Raw genomic sequence first — 15,857 nt, 5'->3', positions numbered from 1 at the left:
GGGCAGCTTGTTCTTTACTTAAAGAATGATCGCAAATTGGCAGGATCAAGGGGTTTGGTGCGCTACCAACCCTCGGAACTCAGGTTTTCCGTCACAATAGAAGGAAGGCGAAGCAAGAGGCGATGAATCTATGCGTTTACTCCACACCATGCTCCGAGTGGGCAACCTGGAAGAGTCTCTAAAGTTCTATTGTGATGTGCTGGGCATGAAATTGCTCCGCCAGAAAGAGTATCCCGGCGGCCAATTTACCCTTGCCTTTGTAGGCTATGGCGATGAGTCTGACCATGCCGTAATTGAACTCACCTACAACTGGGGCGTCGATCAGTATGAACTGGGCAACGCTTACGGCCATATCGCTCTAGGCGTTGACGACATCTACGGCACCTGTGAGCAGATCAAGGCGCAGGGCGGTAAGGTCACCCGCGAGCCTGGCCCCATGAAGCACGGGAGCACCGTGATCGCCTTTGTCGAAGACCCCGATGGGTATAAAGTGGAGCTGATTCAGTTGGGCACTCAGAGCTCGGCCCAGCCTCAAAAGACCGAGGAACCGCAGACTGTTGCGGGGTAAAACATTGGAGCGGGAGAAGGGTTTTGGTCGAGTTTTGAGTTCTAAATTCAGACGCAAGAACTCGAAGCTGGGAACTTAAAATCCTTCCTCTGGTTGCTGTCTGCCCCCTCTCAACTCCCCTGATATACTGAAACATTCTCTGTTTATAAAACTACACAGCGCCTTTTGCACGCGTACGTCACCTAAATCATGCAGCCGACGGATCCCAACAAGTTTACTGATAAAGCCTGGTCTGCCATTGCTGAAGCTCAAGATGTCACCCGCCAGTACAAGCATCAGTACATGGAGGTAGAGCACGTTATCATTGCGCTGCTAGATCAAGAGGAAGAGGGACTAGCTCACAACATTCTGAAGAGGGCAAAGCTAGATCCAGATCTGCTGGTAGAAGAGCTAGACACCTTTGCCCAGCGCCAGGCGCGGGTGCGGGCGGCGGCTGACAATAATCTCTACCTGGGCCAGAGTCTGGATCGGATGCTGGACAAGGCTGAGGCGGCGCGGCAAACCCTGCAGGACAAGTTTATTTCGGTTGAACACCTGCTGTTGGGCTTTCAGGAAGACGAGCGCATCGGCCGACGGCTGCTGCGGGGCTTTAACGTCGAGACGCCAGAATTGATGGCGGCGATCAAGTCGGTTCGAGGCACGCAGAAGGTAACAGACCAGAACCCGGAGACGCAGTACGAGGCGCTAGAGAAGTTCGGGCGCGACCTGACGGAACAGGCACGAGACGGCAAGCTCGATCCGGTGATTGGCCGAGATGAAGAGATTCGCCGAGTGATTCAGGTGCTCTCGCGCCGTACCAAAAATAATCCGGTGCTGATTGGCGAACCGGGGGTGGGAAAAACTGCGATCGCAGAAGCCCTAGCCCAACGCATCATCAATGGCGACGTACCCGAGTCGCTCAAAGGCCGCCAGCTAATCTCTCTAGATATTGGCGCTCTGATTGCCGGGGCTAAGTACCGGGGTGAGTTTGAAGACCGGCTGCGCTCGGTGCTGCGAGAAGTCACCGAGTCAGAAGGGCAAATTGTGCTCTTTATCGACGAACTGCACACCGTAGTCGGAGCCGGTGCAGGACAGGGCACAATGGATGCAGGCAACCTGCTCAAGCCGATGCTGGCGCGGGGAGAACTGCGCTGCATTGGCGCAACCACGCTAGACGAATACCGCAAGCACATTGAAAAAGATGCGGCTCTAGAGCGTCGGTTTCAGCAAGTTTACGTAGGTCAGCCCAGCGCCGAAGACACTATCTCCATTCTGCGGGGACTGAAAGAGCGCTACGAGGTCCATCACGGGGTGAAAATAGCCGACTCTGCCTTGGTAGCGGCAGCAGTGCTGTCAGATCGCTACATTAGCGATCGCTTCTTGCCAGACAAGGCAATTGATCTGGTAGACGAAGCTGCCGCCAAGCTGAAGATGGAGATCACCTCCAAACCTGAGGAATTGGAAATCATCGACCGACGGATGATGCAGCTAGAGATGGAAAAGCTCTCTCTAGAGGCCGAAGATGGCTCTGGCCCTGCCTACCGCACTTCCCAGGAGCGGTTAACCCGCATTCGCCAAGAAATCTTGGACTTAGCCGCTAAGCAGCAGGAACTGAACGATCAGTGGCAGGGTGAAAAAGAGGTGATTGATGCAATCAACGCCTTGAAAGAGGAGGAAGACCAGCTGCGCCTGCAGATAGATCAGGCCGAGCGGGCCTATGATCTCAATAAGGCAGCTAAGCTCAAGTACGGCAAGCTAGAAGCACTGCAGCGTGAACGGGAAACCAAGGAAGCTCGGCTGATTGAGATGCATGCTGGGGGGGCAACCCTACTGCGAGAGCAGGTGACAGAGGCTGACATTGCTGAGATTGTGGCTAAGTGGACCGGCATTCCAGTAAACCGGCTGATGGAGTCAGAGCGGCAAAAGCTGCTGCAGCTAGAAGGCCATTTGCACAACCGGGTGATCGGTCAGCAGGAAGCAGTGGAAGCAGTCGCGGCGGCAATTCGGCGAGCGCGGGCCGGGATGAACGATCAGGGGCGGCCTTTAGGTTCGTTTTTGTTCATGGGGCCAACCGGAGTTGGCAAGACTGAGCTGGCGCGGGCGCTGGCTGCCTTTCTCTTTGATACAGAAGACTCCTTGATCCGGATCGACATGTCAGAGTACATGGAGAAGCACGCCGTTTCTCGGTTGGTCGGGGCTCCTCCGGGCTATGTAGGGTACGAGGAAGGGGGCCAGCTGTCTGAATCTGTGCGCCGCCATCCTTACTCCGTAGTGCTGCTCGATGAAGTCGAGAAAGCGCATCCCGATGTGTTCAATATTTTGCTGCAGGTGCTTGACGATGGCCGCATTACCGACTCCCAAGGGCACCTAGTAGACTTCCGCAACACGGTGGTGATCATGACCAGCAATATCGGGAGTGAACACATTCTGGATGTGGCGGGCGATGATTCGCGGTATGACGAGATGAGATCGCGCGTGCTTGTGGCCCTGCGTAAGCATTTCCGCCCCGAATTTCTCAACCGGGTTGATGATCTGATTTTGTTCCACCCCCTCAGCAAGAAAGAGCTGCGGAATATTGTGGCGCTTCAGGTGCGGCGAGTACAGAAGCGGTTGGCAGAGCAGAAGATCGGCCTGCAGATTGCGGCGGCTGCCCTCGATCTGATTGCCGAGCGTGGCTACGATCCGGTTTATGGGGCTCGTCCACTCAAGCGGGCCATTCAGCGGGAGCTAGAAAACCCCATCGCTACCAAGATCTTGGAGAACGTTTTGCCTGAAGACTCTATTCTCCAGGTCGAGCTAGGCGAGGGAGAACTGGTATTTAAGGTTAAAGAATCCGAGAGCCTACCAGAGCCTGCAGAAGCAAGCGAAAAGGTAGAGTCTGCTGTAAGTTAGTTCGTCATGGGATGGGCAAAGTAAAGCGTGCCCATCCATTGGCGTGTCTAGACTAAAATTGCGGGCTTGCGTAGATTGGGTCGAAGCTCAGCGAAATTCAATTTACGCAAGAGGTTGCTGGCCCCTGCAAGCTCGACACCAACCTACAAAAAGGGACTAGACACCCTCACTGTTTCCAATTCCTAGCTACTCCTGATGCCTAACTCATCCGGGTCTAGCGAGTGGAGCGACGAGGCTTGTTGTTGTTGTTTTGAGGAGGGTCAAAATGGTCCTCGGGTTGCTCTGGCGTCGTGGGGGAGTTCATCAGATCCATGATGCCTTCGGATAGGACTTTAGGATCCATGAACACGACTTTGGAGTTTTCGCTTTCCCCTAGCTTCTGACTGGCATCAACGTACCGCTGGGCGATTAGGAACTGCATGATTTCTCGGGCGTCGCCGCGACTTCTAAGCGCATCTGACAACATCCGAATGGACTGAACGGTGCCTTCGGCTCGCTTGATGCTGGCTTCTTGGTCACCTTGGGCCTCTAGAACAGTGGCCCGCCGCTTTAGCTCCGCCGCCTGCTGCATCTGCATGGACTCGATTACGTCTGGGGGCGGCTGAATCCGCTGCACCTCTACCCGAGTAACTTTCACACCCCAAGGTTCGGTAGCGTCGTCGAGCTGATCTAGCAGCGCCTTATTCAGCTCATCGCGGGAGGAGAAGGTGCGCTCAAACTCCATCTTGCCGATTTCTGATCGCACGGTTGTAATTACCAGCTCCCGGATGGCTGCCTCCACATCTTCAATGGAGTAGTAGGTTCGCTCCAGATCAAGGATCTTCCAGTACACGATCGCATCGACTTCGAGGGAGACGTTGTCGCGGGTAATAGCAGACTGGGGTTCGACGTCGAGCAATCGCTCCCGCACGCTGTCTTCCAGCACAATAGAATCCATCAGCGGGACGACAAAATTTAGGCCCGGCTTCAGTTTTCGGTGGTAGCGGCCCAATCGCTCAACGAGTGCTTCGTTGCCTTGGTTGATAATACGGACGGAGCCGACAGTGTATCCCACAATGAGAAATGCCAGAACACCAAAAATTGAGGGACCCATGACGGTATGCTCCGGGTAATAAGGCTGATCTACCCACAAGTCTAAAAGGTTCTAGCAGAATTGGTCGAAAATCTTCCTTTTCCTGAGCCAAAATTGACGGGCCAAACCGTCAAACTTTCTAAACTTGGCTGACTAGAGTAAATACCATTAGCCCCAGGGTCAGAGCGCCCAGGCCAATCATGAGCCCTGCTGGCATGAACTTGCCCGTCTTGCGAAACCGCCCAATAAATACGATCACCAGCGCAATTGTCACGATTAGACTGAGGAAAACACCCCCTGGCAGATCTCGGCTCCAGAGCCAGCCACCTAAAATCAGCAGAGCACCGCTAACCAGGCCCGAAATCAAGGAGGCTTTGCTGCGGACTTGAGCATAGCCTATGGCTCCACCTACGATGGCGAGAATACCGTATGCGATCGCAGCCAAAGCGCCCAGAGACATCATGCGTTACAAATCCAGGTATCGTGTCTAAAGTTCGTCTTCCATCCTGCCAGGTTTCTAAAAAACTTCGTTCGCTTATCCGGGAATTGTTACATTAACTGACTGCCATGAGTGGACTCGCCTCCCAAGTCATCTCTGAAGTACAGCGCTATCGCCAGTGCATCTATTCTCTTTTGCTCTACCGCAGCGTGTTTGATAGCGCTGTAGGACAGGCTTTTTTAACCTTGCTAGAGACCCTTTGCCGAGGCAATTCAGAGGAGTGTTTGGGAGCTTATGCTCAGTGGTTTCAAGCGCTGGCAACAGCTCAACAGAGCTGGCGCTCCCACCTGGTTCAACAGATCCTCAGAGCCGATAATCCTTTTAGTCTGCAGGCTCAGCAGTACAACTCTTTAGAGCTGCCCAATGCTCTTTTAGATGCAGCCCGTCAAGATCTCAGAACGCTACAAAAGCTCCATGAATTTCCCAGCGATAAGCTGAGCCGCTGGGTGCAGACAGTTTGCCAATTGCCCCAAGCTCCCATCGATTGGCACATCAGCGAACTGCCCCTGCCCGTTCAGTTTCCGAGCCTCTCAGACTGGGCCGAGGGCTTAACCGAGTTGGCTCAATACTACCAACGACACGGCACGGGGCTGTTTGGTCAGCATCGAGCCTTTCGCTGGCAGCAAGATCAGCTAGTAGGCATCGCTACCCCGGATCCGGCGCGGTTGTCCCAGCTAGCTGCCTATGAAATTCCTCGCAGTGAACTAATTAAAAACACGCGGTTTTTGTTGGCAGGCTACCCGGCTCTACACGTGCTGCTGTACGGCAGCAGAGGATCAGGCAAGTCTTCTCTAGTCAAAGCTCTGTTGAACGAATATAGCGATCAAGGGCTGCGCCTCGTGGAGGTGGCCAAGGCCGATCTGCGGAACCTGCCCCTGATTGTGGATCAATTGCGGGCCGTTCCCTTGAAGTTTATCGTCTTTGTAGATGATCTGTCTTTTGAAGAAGACGATGAAGCCTTTAAAGCCTTAAAAGTCGTTTTGGAGGGCAGCGTTACGGCTCGGCCCCAAAACGTAGTGGTTTATGCCACCTCAAACCGCCGCCATCTGGTGCGGGAATACTTTAGCGAACGACCCAAGCCCAGCGATCAAGACGAAATTCAGGCGTGGGACACGCTTCAGGAGAAGCTGTCGTTTAGCGATCGCTTTGGCCTCACCCTGACCTTTGAGCCTGCCGATCAGCCCACCTATCTGGAGATTGTCCGGCACCTGGGCAGACAAGCAGGCATCAGCCTGCCTGACGAAGATCTGACTCAGCGAGCCTTACAGTGGGCGACTCGCCACAACGGGCGATCAGGGAGAACGGCGCGGCAATTTGTTGATTTTCTCAATGCAGAGCTGAAGCTCGGCAGCCCCACTTAACCCGATTTCAAACACGAAACTCCCTATAGGGGCATTAAGGTCTTGCGCCCCTATAGGGAGTTCTTTACGAGCCTTTCATTCCAAAGCTAATACCAGTTTCCAAAAGTCTGCTTAACAGGTGCCACACTAGGCACGTACCTACACGTCCAGTGCAGCACCTGTCATTCCCTATAGGCAGTTCTGTGTAGAAGGAACTAGCAGAACTCTCATCATTCCTCGGCTGCTAATCCTGGTGCTAATTACTTAAAACAAGCCTAACTAAGCAGCATCGGATTGCTTCAACCCGGCTCAGTTAGCTTAGTCGCCTACGCCAGGAATAGTTCTCTTAGCTACATCAGGATACAGACCCGCCCAATCCTTCACAGCTTCCTTGGTTTCTTCCCCAATTCTTGCGGCCCGTTTGCCAGGGGCATCTTCCGTAGCACGAGCTTCTCTATTCCATTCCCCAGTTGTTTTGGGCCGATCAGAATCGCCTTGATGAATAATCTTATCAACTTTTTTAGTGACGTCACGACCCACTGGCTCAGAACCAACGGTGGTTGACAGTAAAATAAATCCAACTAAAACAGCGGCCAGAAAACGCTTAACTTGAAGGGCTTTTAGCAAAGAACTGACGCGAGTGATAGCGCCGGAAATTATATTAATCATAAATTGGTCTCCATGAGTTCTCATTCAACTTACCGACTACCGAAGAAAGCCACCTCTTACAGAAGAGATAGCTTTCTTCTGGGTTGGGTACAGAAAAATCCCTACTCACGATAGAGAACCCAAATACTTTCCTATAAACCTAGAGGGACAATTCTCTTTCAAGAGAATTGTCCCTCTAGCGCCTAGCGCCTATTTGCCTGATAAAGGCAAATAGGCGCTAGCTAAGATTGACCTTAACGGCTTTGCTTTGCTCCTCTTCTTTAGGTAGGTGAAGCGTTAAGATGCCGTCTTTGTACTGAGCATCGACATGAGTATTCTGGATGCGACTGGACAGAGAAATCACCCGCTCAAATTTACCGTAATGAAATTCGCTCCGGGTCATTCCATCCTGTTCAGTCTTAGTCTCTGTTCTGCGCTCCCCGCTGATAGCTACAGAGGCAACTGAGACCTGAAATTGATATCTTCACGGACTACACCCGGAATCTCAACCCTCAGGTCAATAGCTTCTTCGGTTTTGTTCATTTCAGCTGCTGGCAAGAAAGCGCCACTGCCGACTTGGCTTAACTCAGACGAGCCTAACTGATCAAAAAGACGGTTCATTTCTTTTTGTAAGGTTTCAATTTCTCGAAGAGGTTCCCAACGAATGAGTATCATATCGTTTCCTCCTTTAATTAAGGCAAAAGTAGCTAACTGATTAGAGTAGAGGAAGCCTGCTCCGGTCAACAAGTTGCTTTTTTAACTTGGTTTTATGCAGCAATGAATTGTTCTCTAGAGAAATTTATCCTTTTGCGGAAAGGATAAATGCTTGTTTTCTCTAGTTGATTTCAAGATATCAAAGCTCTGTGTAGAAGCTGATTCGGGTGGCTCAACTTTGCCTTCTAAGATTCCCGAACTTGTTAGGAGAAGGAAGATTTTAGCTTCTTCTAACTGCCGAAAATGTTTCTTCTCGAAATGTTTTTGTGACGAACACGCTCATTTTTGTGAGGTTATGTGAATCTGAGCCTGCATTCTCCGAGCATTCAGTCCACAATGGCGCTACAGGGAGTGCTCCCTGATTTTTTATGGGTTCAAATTATGGCTGCCTATTTTAGGACCGCTCCCACTGAAGCTGATACCCAGACCAAGATTTTGGATGCAGCCCTGCGGCTTTTTTCCCAACGGGGGTACGGTGGAACAACTACACGGGAACTGGCCCAGGCAGCAGGTGTTGCAGAGGGAACACTATTTCGGCACTTTGAAAACAAAAAGGCAATCTTGGTGGAGGTTGCTACTCAAGGATGGGTAGAACTGCTGACCGATTTGCTGACTGAGCTTAGCGAAATGGGCAGCTACAAAGCGATTGGGCAGGTGATGCGCCGGCGAATGCTCAACTTGCGCAAAAACACCGACATGATGCGAGTCTGCTTCATGGAAGCTCAGTTTCATCCAGAGCTGCGCGAGCAGATTCAGGGCCAAGTCATTGGCAAAATGACTGACGTAGCCGAAGCTTTTTTTCAAACTGCTATGGATAAAGGTATCTACCGCCCCATGAATCCTCGGGTAGTGGCCCGGATTTTTTTGGGTATGTTTGCTGTCGCTGGATTTAGCCAGGAAACCTTAGGGGATGAGGGCAGCTCGATTCAGGCCATGCAGGAACTGGCTGAAGGACTGGCAGACGTGTTTTTGAATGGGGTTTTGGTTAAGGAGAAGTAGGGTAAAGGGGGAATGCGAAGGGTTTTGTAGGTTGGCGTCAAGCACAGCGTGACCCAACAGAAGATCAGCCGGTAGCAGCAAAGCACAACTCCCCTCTCTCCCGCTTCACGCGGGCCAAAGGCAGATCTTGGTCAGGCTAATCTGCCCTGAGAAGCATACCTCTACGTCAGAACCAGGATCGCGCGATCGCATTCCATACTCTCCGACATAGCGAAATTGATTATTTTCAACGACGAAATCGGTGGGCAGCGGTTGGGTGCAGCAGGCACACTCAACCATTGCCGGGTCAGGATCGTCAGCGCTGAGGTGAGGCAAGTTGACGTTCCAGAAGCAGCCAGGTTCTAGCGGCTTTAATAGCAGCTTTTCCAGCACCTTACTTACCAGGCGGGTGGCCACATCCCAATCGATGGGCCGTCCCCGCTGGATGTAGTGAGATAGGGCAATGCCAGGCTTGCGCAGCAGGGCAGCTTCTCGTACGGCGGCAACGGTACCAGAAACGTATACGTCTGCTCCCAAATTGCCGCCTGCATTGATGCCAGAGAGCACCCAGTCAGCTTCGGGATACAGATGGCTGAGGGCAACTCGGGTGCAGTCGGCAGGGGTGCCACCGATGGCGTAGGCATGCTCAGCCCGCTGAAGGATGGAAATGGGCCCCCCACGATTGATCTGATGGCTGCACCCAGAGAGCGGAGCATCTGGGGCGACAATGCCGCTGGAACGACCGTTTAACGCCCGCTGCAGCGCATAGATGCCGGGAGCATCGATCCCGTCATCATTGGTGAGAACAATAGTCATAAGTGGGGCTCAAACCAAAACGGGTTGACGGATAGGACCAGCTTCTGGAATTCTACGACCAACAGCGGCGGCAATGGGGCGCAGGCTGTGAACTAGGCTGACCATATCTTCCAAGGAGAGAGCCTGCCGTGCATCGGAGACAGATTCCTCAGGAACAGGGTGGCACTCAATGATCAGGCCATCGGCTCCGGCTGCGATCGCAGCTTTGGCTAAGTTTGGCACCAGCTCTCGCTTACCCGCAGCGTGGCTGGGATCTACAATCACCGGCAGGTGGCTCAACTGCTTGAGGGCAACCACTGCTCCTAAGTCCAGCACGTTGCGAGTGTAGGTATCGAAGCTGCGAATACCTCGCTCACAGAGCATAACGTTGGGGTTGCCGTGGCTGACAATGTACTCAGCTGCCATGACAAATTCTTCAATCGTAGCGGCCAGACCTCGCTTTAGCAGTATGGGCTTGTTGGTCTGACCCAAAGCCCGCAGGAGATCGAAATTTTGCATGTTGCGGCTGCCCACCTGAAGCACGTCCACATGGGCCAGCATTGACTCAATCTGGTGAATCGCCATCACCTCAGAAACTACCGGCACCTGATGAGTCTGTCGAACTTCATCTAAAATTCGAAGCCCCGCTTCTCCATGTCCCTGAAATGCATAGGGGGAGGTGCGGGGCTTGTAAACGCCGCCTCGAAGAGCCTGAACCGGGGCGTTAACGAGGTGAGCGGCGACCTGCTGCATTTGTTCTAGGCTCTCAACAGTGCAGGGGCCGCCCACAATCAGCAGGTCATCTCCTCCGACTGTGACAGAGGGACTGATGTTCACCAGGGTCTGGTGCTCGGCGTGGGTTTTTAGGGTAAGGTTGGCGTCTTTCATGTTGAGTCCTAAAGGGAGTGAACTGGGCTGGAACTTGAATCTGCAAAGGATCTGCGAAAAACGGAACTGCAAAACGTTAGAAACCTGGCATTAAAAAACCCGGAGGGGTTAGCTCCGGGTCAGGTCGTTGGCATAGGAAGTCCTATCCTCCGGTTCCTGACCCGGTGGTAAAGAAAAATCCAAAAAACCAATACTTAGCAGCAGTCATTGTTAAAGCTAATTGAGAAAGTGGGGTAAAAACAAAACCGCAGAGGTCACGCTCTGCGGTTCACCGGAGGTCTTCAGCAAAAACTGAATTCACCGCCGGTGAACCTCCATAAACCAAAAATAAAACTGCCGGGCTGCAGAAACCATTGCAAAATTTAATTACCTGTTTAGAACTGTAGCAAGCCCGACCAAAAGCGTCAACTCTGTTTGGAAAGAGGGAAATGCAGATATGGGGATGGGTGGATGGGTGGATGAGTGCAAAGATGTGAAAGAACTCTTCGTTTTGGTTCCCCGGCTTCCTCATTTCCCGTGTCTCTGCGTCCCTCAAAGACTACCAACCTCTAACCCAATAGCCGCCATTAACCCAGTTAGTTCAGCTTCTAGCTGCTGCATCTGGGCTGGGGCAATGTCGGTATTTCCGGCTTTGGCAGCGCGTTCGATGCTGAAGCAGAGGTCGGTGAACCGGCTGGCTCCAAAGGTCATGCCCATGCCCTTAAGAGTGTGAGCAGCTAGGGATAGGGCTTCTGGCTGCTGCTGTGCGATCGCATCTCGTAAAGCCTGCATCAGCTGGGGCAGCTGTTCTAGGTGGAGGCTTAGGTAGTCGGCCAAAAAGTGGGTATCGCCGTTGACCATGTCCCACAGCTCAGCGCGGCTTGCTTGCTTGATGCGGAAGGGGGAAGCTGGGGATGCTGCTGTTTGGGTTGCTGTTGAGGGGAGGTGGTGCAAGTCTTGATAGGCGTAGCGCACCCCTAGATGCTCGGCCATTTTATTAAATAGGCTCTCTTCCTGGATCGGTTTACGTAAGAAGTCGTCGCAGCCTGCTGTTAGGGCTGCTGCCCGTTCTTCCTCAAAGGCATTGGCTGTAAGGGCGATAATCTTGGGGGTTGATTCAGTTCCTGCTTGCTGCTTAATCCGTCGAGTGGCTTCGTAGCCGTCTAGCACTGGCATACGCACATCCATCCAGATCAGGTGAGGCTGCCAGATCTGGGCCTGTGCGATCGCATCTTCCCCATTTACTGCCTGCTGCACCTCAAAGCCCACCTTTGAAAAGAGTTGGACCAAGAGCTGACGGTTGGCCGTTTGATCTTCTACCACCAGCAGCCGATAGGTGGGCTGCCCTGCCGCCAAGCCCACTACTCGCTGCCCTACTCCTGGGCTGCCGCCTGTCTCTGGTGCTGCCGCCCGCTTTACCGGAATTTCAAAGCTAAAGGTTGAGCCGACTCCGACTACGCTGTTAACTTGAATGGCTCCCCCCAAAAGCTCCACAAACCGCTGGCTGATCGGCAGCCCTAAGCCGGTTCCTTCCTGCGACTGTCGCCCGCTCTCTGTTTGGATAAAGGGATCAAACAGCAGGTCAATCTCGTCGGTAGCAATGCCGGGTCCGGTATCTTCGACTTCGAAGCGCAAAGTTAGCTGAGAGCTGTTAGGCAGTTGAGGATCAGGCTGGCTCACCGACACCCGCAAACTGACCCGGCCCGACTCTGTAAACTTAATGCCGTTGCCGACAATGTTGATCAGTACCTGCCGCAGCTTTGTCGCGTCGGTACACACGTAGGGCGGCACATCGGGGCTGCGCTCTACGATTAAGTGCAGGCCCTTAGCCTGCACCTTAGGCTCTAGCATTTCGGAAAGGGCATCGAGCAGGCTGTGGAGATTAAAGTCTGTGGGGCGCAGGCTGAGCTGCCCCGACTCAATCTTGGTCATCTCCAAAACATCGTTGATCAGGGTCAGTAGGTGGTCACTGCTGCGACTGATGATGTTGAGACTTGCCTGCTGTTCCATCGTTAACGCTGCATCGCGAGCCATGAGTTGGGTATAGCCCAAAATGGTGTTTAGCGGCGTTCGCAGTTCATGGCTGATATTGGCTAAAAACTGGCTTTTGGCCTGATTGGCGAGTTCAGCGGTGGTTTTGGCCTGCTGCAGTTCAGCGGTGGCCTGCTTGGAGTCCGTGATATCTAGCGCCATTGTCAGAACGCAAAGCCGCTCTCGCACCTGGATCACTTCGGCGGAGATCAGCAGGCTGCGAACATCGCCAGTCACGGTGTAGAACTGGTACTCCTGGCGGTGCATGGCCCCACTTTCGCGCAGATCGGCTAGGAAGCGATCGCAATCCTCCCTCCCCCATAGGTGCAGATCATCAAAGGTTCTGCCCAAAACGGCCTCGGGCAGGCAGCCTAAAACCTTACAGCAATTTTGGTTAATATCGGTGACTCGGCCCTCCTCCAGGGTCAGGATCATCATGGGACTAGGGTTCGAGCGAAAAGCTTTGGCAAATTTCTCTTCTGACACACGCAGGGCTGACTCGGCAATTTGGCGAGAGCGAATCTCTTCCTGCAGCCGGGAATTTTGCTGCTCTAGCTGTCGGGTCAGATGCCGCAGCTTCAGGTGGGAGTTGATACGGGCAAGCACCTCCTCCTGTTGAAAGGGCTTGGTGATGTAGTCAACCGCCCCCAGCGTCAGCCCCTTGATTTTGTCTATTGGGTCGGCTAGAGCGGTCATGAAAATTATAGGAATGTCGCGGGTTGTGGCCTGGGCCTTGAGCTGGCGACAAGTTTCAAAACCATCGATGCCAGGCATCAGCACATCCAGCAAAATCAGATCGGGCAAGATTCGCTGCAGCTTTTGCAGAGCATTTTCCCCATCTCGCGCAATCAATACCTCAAACCCGTACTCAATCAGCAGATCTGACAGCACTTTAATGTTGGTGGGATAGTCATCCACAATCAGAATTTGAGGTTTGGCAGAAAAATTCATGACGAGGTTCAGGAAAAATACGGTTCAAGCAGCTGAGCGATCGCAACATCATCAAACTGATCAGCTAAAAACAAGACCTGATCGGCAAAAGGGGCAAAGCTAGTGCCCAGTGCCTTGATACGGTTGGCCTCCCGAATAATGCGTTCAATATGACCAATTTGAGTTGCGGCAAAGAGGTCTTGCAGTTCGGCTACCGGAGGCATGACAATCTCGGCGGGGTTTACTGAGAAGTCCGTGGTTTCGGTTGGTTTTTCCAAAGCCTGTTCTCGCACCCAAACCAGATTGAGGTAGATTGCTAGCTTGTTCAACAGCTCTTCAGCCTGAATAGGCTTGGGCAAGAAGTCGTCATAGCCTGCCTGCTGACTCCGCTGCCGATCAAACTCAAACACGCTGGCTGAGGAGGCAATGATAGGAATGCGCTCAAAGCCCTCTAGCTTGCGGAGGCGGCGGGTCATTTCAAACCCGTCCATTATAGGCATTACCAAATCAGCAATAATTAGATTGGGGCGGTACTCTACCGCCTTCGACAGACCTTCGACGCCATTTTCGGCCTCAATCAGGCGAAAATTCAGTGCCTCTAGCAGACCCAGCACGACAGCGCGGTTGTCGGTGCGATCGTCGACAACCAAGATCGTGTGGCGGGGGCCTTCATAGCCAATAATGTCTTGGCTAGACCCGGTTAGGAGTGGCGCGAGCGTGCCTACATGCCCTGGTAAATCGATCTCAAACCAGAACCGGCTGCCCTGCTCTGGCTGACTTTCAACCTGCAGGGTGCCCCCCATCAGCGCCACTAGCCGTTGGGTGATGGTCAGCCCAAGGCCCGTGCCCTCCGCCCTTCGGGCATAATCACCAACCTGCTCAAAGGGCTGAAAAACGCGAACGAGCTGATCGGCATCAATGCCGATGCCGCTATCGATTACTTCAAACCGCAGCCGGTAAAGCGGTGTCCGCTCTGCATCTACCGCTTCATCTTCAATCCAGGTATCTGCCTGCTGCAGACCGGTAACCCGAAAGGTGACTTGGCCCTGCACAGTGAACTTCACAGCATTGCTCAGCAGATTGAGCAAAATCTGGCGCAGCCGCTTCTCGTCGGCACGAACGCCCTCAGGCAGGGTGCCCACCGGTTTGTAGATAAACTGTAGCCGCTTCTGCTCGGCTCGAATTAGACAAATGCTGGCAACATCTTCCAAAAAAGCCCCTAGGTGAAATTCTTGGGGGGTCAGCTCAATTTTTTGGGCCTCAATTTTAGAGAGATCGAGAATGTCGTTGATCAACGTCAGCAGGTGGGAGCCGCACTGATGAATGGTGCGCACCCCATCTAGCTGCTTGGGAGTGCAGGTGCGATCGCGCATCAGCACCTGGGTGTAGCCCAAAATACCGTTGAGTGGGGTGCGTAGCTCATGGCTCATATTGGCCAGAAAAGCACTTTTAGCCTGGTTAGCCACCTCTGCTGCCTGCTTGGCCTGCTGTAGCTGCGCTAGCGTATCCATCAGTTCCTGATGCTTTTGCAGGAGGGCCTGCTCCGCCTGTTTGCGTTCGCTGATATCGCGGATCATAAACAGGGCTTCGCTTTCCCCGCTTTGCACTACCCGCACCTCCTCAGAGTGTGCCTTGCCGTGAAACTGAAACTGCTGCTCGTAAACCTGGGTTTGTCCGGTACTCAACGCCTGCCGCAAGTGATGGAGGTGGCGCTGGGCTACTTCTATTGGCAAATGCTCTGAGAGGTGCTGACCAAGGGGCTGAAAATCGGTGGGCAGCAGATCGGCCTTTGGATCTTTATTGAGGTAGTCGGTGTAGATACCCTGGCTATTGACCTGAAACATGAGATCCGGAATCGCTGCCAGCATGGCCCGGTTGCGGGATTCACTTTGCAGCAGCGCCGCAGCAGTTCTCTCCCAGTCAGCCTGCATCCCCTTACACTCAATCTCGGCGCGCTTGCGTTCGTCTTCAACGCACTTGCGATCGCTAATATCTCTGACAAAACCTTCGTAGTAAAGCAGTTGGCCCTGCTCATCCCGCACAGCCCGGCACGTCTCCGCAATCCAGATAGTGCTGCCGTCGTGGCGATAAATCTGGGATTCAAAATCCTGCACCACATCCTGACAAGACATCAGCGCCACAAATTCGTCTCGGCGGCTGGTATCGACATATAGCTGCCCACTCAAATTGGGTTGAGCGGCCAGCAGCGCCGCCGTTGAGGAATAGCCATAAATACGGGTTAGGGCCAAATTAACCCGTAAATAGCGCCCTTCAAAATCTGTTTGAAAAATGCCGTCTGGAGCATTTTCAAACAGGCTGCGGTATTGCTCTTCGATGTATAGTCTCTCAGTTTTAGGGGAAGGGCTAGAACCGGTTGGAGAACCGTTTATAGGCATAGAGTTGGACGAACAGCGGGCAATGGACGAAATTCAGTGGGCTAACATCTGCAGCCGCCATTTCTTGAGCATAATCCCAAACCCTGTCTCCCCACCTGATAGAATGTGCTGATTTTCTTTGAAGAATTTTTCCAGGCTGAGGCATCCC

At 53.0% G+C, this 15,857-nt stretch carries 11 protein-coding genes and 1 pseudogene; 4 read left to right on the top strand and 8 right to left on the bottom strand.

Features of this window, described 5'->3' with window-relative positions; translation table 11 throughout:
- Positions 1 to 130 precede the first annotated feature (130 nt).
- Complete coding sequence (gene gloA / locus H6G13_RS10110; RefSeq protein ID WP_190483082.1) at positions 131 to 568, top strand: lactoylglutathione lyase; 438 nt, start codon at positions 131 to 133, stop codon at positions 566 to 568.
- A gap of 189 nt (positions 569 to 757) precedes the next feature.
- On the top strand, positions 758 to 3,439 hold the full coding sequence (clpB, locus tag H6G13_RS10105) for an ATP-dependent chaperone ClpB (protein WP_190483081.1): 2,682 nt from the start codon (positions 758 to 760) through the stop codon (positions 3,437 to 3,439).
- 214 nt (positions 3,440 to 3,653) lie between these two features.
- Here the strand turns inward: clpB and H6G13_RS10100 are convergent, their stop codons facing one another.
- Both H6G13_RS10100 and H6G13_RS10095 read right to left on the bottom strand, forming a co-directional pair.
- A complete protein-coding gene (locus H6G13_RS10100; RefSeq protein ID WP_190483080.1) occupies positions 3,654 to 4,532 on the bottom strand; it encodes an SPFH domain-containing protein in 879 nt (292 codons plus the stop codon).
- Between the two features lie 118 nt (positions 4,533 to 4,650).
- The gene (locus H6G13_RS10095; RefSeq protein ID WP_242028249.1) at positions 4,651 to 4,974 is read right to left on the bottom strand and encodes a TMEM14 family protein; all 324 of its coding nucleotides are present in this window, start codon (positions 4,972 to 4,974) and stop codon (positions 4,651 to 4,653) included.
- Positions 4,975 to 5,078: 104 nt separating this feature from the next.
- On the opposite strand from H6G13_RS10095, the gene H6G13_RS10090 reads away from it, so the two are divergent.
- Entirely contained in the window at positions 5,079 to 6,371 is a 1,293-nt protein-coding gene (locus H6G13_RS10090; protein WP_190483079.1) for an ATP-binding protein, read from the top strand.
- A 297-nt stretch (positions 6,372 to 6,668) separates the two neighbouring features.
- Here the strand turns inward: H6G13_RS10090 and H6G13_RS10085 are convergent, their stop codons facing one another.
- Together H6G13_RS10085 and H6G13_RS29390 are read right to left on the bottom strand one after the other, a co-directional pair.
- Positions 6,669 to 7,019, bottom strand: a complete 351-nt coding sequence (locus H6G13_RS10085; RefSeq protein WP_190483078.1) for a hypothetical protein — start codon at positions 7,017 to 7,019, stop codon at positions 6,669 to 6,671.
- Between the two features lie 217 nt (positions 7,020 to 7,236).
- Positions 7,237 to 7,673: pseudogene (locus tag H6G13_RS29390) on the bottom strand (Hsp20/alpha crystallin family protein).
- Between the two features lie 420 nt (positions 7,674 to 8,093).
- Here H6G13_RS29390 and H6G13_RS10075 point away from each other — a divergent pair.
- A complete protein-coding gene (locus H6G13_RS10075) occupies positions 8,094 to 8,711 on the top strand; it encodes a TetR/AcrR family transcriptional regulator (protein WP_190483077.1) in 618 nt (205 codons plus the stop codon).
- A 105-nt stretch (positions 8,712 to 8,816) separates the two neighbouring features.
- On the opposite strand, the gene surE is transcribed toward H6G13_RS10075, so the two are convergent.
- From surE to H6G13_RS10055, 4 genes are all read right to left on the bottom strand, one after another.
- Entirely contained in the window at positions 8,817 to 9,506 is a 690-nt protein-coding gene (gene surE, locus H6G13_RS10070; RefSeq protein WP_190483076.1) for a 5'/3'-nucleotidase SurE, read from the bottom strand.
- A gap of 9 nt (positions 9,507 to 9,515) precedes the next feature.
- Positions 9,516 to 10,373, bottom strand: a complete 858-nt coding sequence (gene aroF, locus H6G13_RS10065) for a 3-deoxy-7-phosphoheptulonate synthase (RefSeq protein WP_190483075.1) — start codon at positions 10,371 to 10,373, stop codon at positions 9,516 to 9,518.
- A gap of 531 nt (positions 10,374 to 10,904) precedes the next feature.
- Positions 10,905 to 13,334, bottom strand: a complete 2,430-nt coding sequence (locus H6G13_RS10060; RefSeq protein ID WP_190483074.1) for a response regulator — start codon at positions 13,332 to 13,334, stop codon at positions 10,905 to 10,907.
- A gap of 8 nt (positions 13,335 to 13,342) precedes the next feature.
- Positions 13,343 to 15,709, bottom strand: a complete 2,367-nt coding sequence (locus tag H6G13_RS10055) for an ATP-binding protein (RefSeq protein WP_190483073.1) — start codon at positions 15,707 to 15,709, stop codon at positions 13,343 to 13,345.
- Positions 15,710 to 15,857 lie beyond the last annotated feature (148 nt).

It is taken from the genome of Pseudanabaena sp. FACHB-2040 (genome assembly GCF_014696715.1).
Taxonomy (GTDB): domain Bacteria; phylum Cyanobacteriota; class Cyanobacteriia; order Phormidesmidales; family Phormidesmidaceae; genus JACVSF01.
Note: the sequence above shows the minus strand (reverse complement) of the source record. Positions and strands in the feature narration are given on the sequence as shown.

What these genes read in the sequence shown, in the direction of transcription:
- gloA (WP_190483082.1), top strand. Translation starts at nt 131, where the DNA reads ATGCGTTTACTCCACACCATGCTCCGAGTGGGCAACCTGGAAGAGTCT.
- clpB (WP_190483081.1), top strand. Translation starts at nt 758, where the DNA reads ATGCAGCCGACGGATCCCAACAAGTTTACTGATAAAGCCTGGTCTGCC.
- H6G13_RS10100 (WP_190483080.1), bottom strand. Translation starts at nt 4,532, where the DNA reads ATGGGTCCCTCAATTTTTGGTGTTCTGGCATTTCTCATTGTGGGATAC.
- H6G13_RS10095 (WP_242028249.1), bottom strand. Translation starts at nt 4,974, where the DNA reads ATGATGTCTCTGGGCGCTTTGGCTGCGATCGCATACGGTATTCTCGCC.
- H6G13_RS10090 (WP_190483079.1), top strand. Translation starts at nt 5,079, where the DNA reads ATGAGTGGACTCGCCTCCCAAGTCATCTCTGAAGTACAGCGCTATCGC.
- H6G13_RS10085 (WP_190483078.1), bottom strand. Translation starts at nt 7,019, where the DNA reads ATGATTAATATAATTTCCGGCGCTATCACTCGCGTCAGTTCTTTGCTA.
- H6G13_RS10075 (WP_190483077.1), top strand. Translation starts at nt 8,094, where the DNA reads ATGGCTGCCTATTTTAGGACCGCTCCCACTGAAGCTGATACCCAGACC.
- surE (WP_190483076.1), bottom strand. Translation starts at nt 9,506, where the DNA reads ATGACTATTGTTCTCACCAATGATGACGGGATCGATGCTCCCGGCATC.
- aroF (WP_190483075.1), bottom strand. Translation starts at nt 10,373, where the DNA reads ATGAAAGACGCCAACCTTACCCTAAAAACCCACGCCGAGCACCAGACC.
- H6G13_RS10060 (WP_190483074.1), bottom strand. Translation starts at nt 13,334, where the DNA reads ATGAATTTTTCTGCCAAACCTCAAATTCTGATTGTGGATGACTATCCC.
- H6G13_RS10055 (WP_190483073.1), bottom strand. Translation starts at nt 15,709, where the DNA reads ATGCCTATAAACGGTTCTCCAACCGGTTCTAGCCCTTCCCCTAAAACT.